Annotated in this window: 2 protein-coding genes; both read left to right on the top strand. The window is 40.0% G+C overall.

Annotation, left to right across the window (positions count from 1 at the left end; all coding sequences use genetic code 11):
• Positions 1–61: 61 nt before the first annotated feature.
• A complete protein-coding gene (gene psb34, locus NJ959_RS29415; RefSeq protein WP_254015304.1) occupies positions 62–241 on the top strand; it encodes a photosystem II assembly protein Psb34 in 180 nt (59 codons plus the stop codon).
• Positions 242–510: 269 nt separating this feature from the next.
• Entirely contained in the window at positions 511–1,422 is a 912-nt protein-coding gene (locus tag NJ959_RS29410; protein ID WP_254015303.1) for a circadian clock KaiB family protein, read from the top strand.
• Positions 1,423–1,486: the final 64 nt, after the last annotated feature.

The raw sequence follows: 1,486 nt of genomic DNA, 5'->3' as shown, positions 1-1,486 counted from the left end.
GCCATATATAGTCAAGATTTGTTACAATACTCTTAACATAAGTTAATAAAGGTTCTCATTCATGCGCTATACCACAGAAGAAGGCGGACGTTTAAACAATTTTGCTCTTGAACCGAAAATGTACCAAGCCGAAGCACCAACCAAAGCCCAACAGGTAAACTACTTGTTCCTAGGGGTTGCAGGGCTAGCTTTAATTGGTGGTTTGATATTTGTAGCTTACTCAGTATCCAGTGTGGGTTGACACTCCCCGCTCTAAAGACACGGGGTTTTCAGCGACTCGTCTTACTAAATACAGGGAAATGCTTTCCAGGTGTGGGAGTGCAAAGGTGGAGGGGTATCGATCCTATTTTCTCCCCAGCTCCCTCGCGCCTTGCCTCTCTCGCAATTCAGAAGAGGAAATGCTAAGATGACTATTTTACCGACTTTACAGTAATAAGCTTGACAATCTTTCCTAGTAATAGGATTGCTATATTTGGACTGTCGGAGATTGTCCAAATTAAAAGTATCAGGATGTCAAATCAAGTATTTAAGGGTATTGCCATATTCACCCCAGGAGGTGATTTAATTTACGGCATTGACCCCAGTAAACAGGGTCATTGGCACATTGATTTGTGTGTAGTTTTACAACAACTATTAGGATTGTCAGAGCCACCTCATTTTTTAGTACCGGGATATACAGCAACTATCGATCGATGGATCGATCCTCAAACCCAACAGCTAAAAACCTCAGCAGAGATTTATCCCCCCGTACAAAAGCATCAGTTATTGCTAAATGCGGTATTTGGAATCAGGAAGGTAGTTTGGCAAATAGCTCCATGGCAAGAAGAATCATGCGATCCCATGGTAATTTTTACTTATCGCGATCGCTTCCCTCAACTCTGGGAAGACCACGATTTAATTGTACGTTTTGATGACAGAGATCAAATTACTAATTCTACCCTCCTTGACTCTCAACAATCAACAGCTTTTTCTTCAGATAATAAAGATCTAGAAGATTCAATAAATAAGAAAAATCATTTTTCGTTATTTCGCCAAGATCCTTTATATGATCGAGATAATTATATTTCTTATCAAACTACTCCAATCGGGCTAATAAACTCAGACACTAACTCATCAGAAATCTCCTTTAAATCCAATTCACCACTTCCCCATAGCTACGTTCTCCGTTTATTTGTTTCAGGACACACTTCAGCAACTGAACAAACTCTGAAAAAAATGCACAATTTGTTAGAAAATTCCCTTCATTATCCTTATACTATCAAGGTTATTGATGTTCTTAAGCATCCAGAGCAAGCAGAGGTGAATCAGATTTCAGCTACACCAACTCTACTTAGAGTTTGGCCTCAACCTGTTCGGCGTATTGTTGGTGAATTAAATGACGTTGAGAACATATTGCGAGTAATTCTTGCTCTGGAAGCTTAGTTCCGAGAAAGGAAGAAATGCAGGTTGATTCTTACTCCCCCCTTTGACAAGCAGGGCTGTTTCA

The sequence above is a fragment of the Limnofasciculus baicalensis BBK-W-15 genome (assembly GCF_024178385.1).
GTDB lineage: Bacteria > Cyanobacteriota > Cyanobacteriia > Cyanobacteriales > Coleofasciculaceae > Limnofasciculus > Limnofasciculus baicalensis.
This window is presented reverse-complemented; position numbering and strand designations above follow the sequence as displayed.

Excerpts from the sequence above, each read along its gene's own strand:
- NJ959_RS29410 (WP_254015303.1), top strand. The coding sequence starts at position 511 with ATGTCAAATCAAGTATTTAAGGGTATTGCCATATTCACCCCAGGAGGT.
- psb34 (WP_254015304.1), top strand. The coding sequence starts at position 62 with ATGCGCTATACCACAGAAGAAGGCGGACGTTTAAACAATTTTGCTCTT.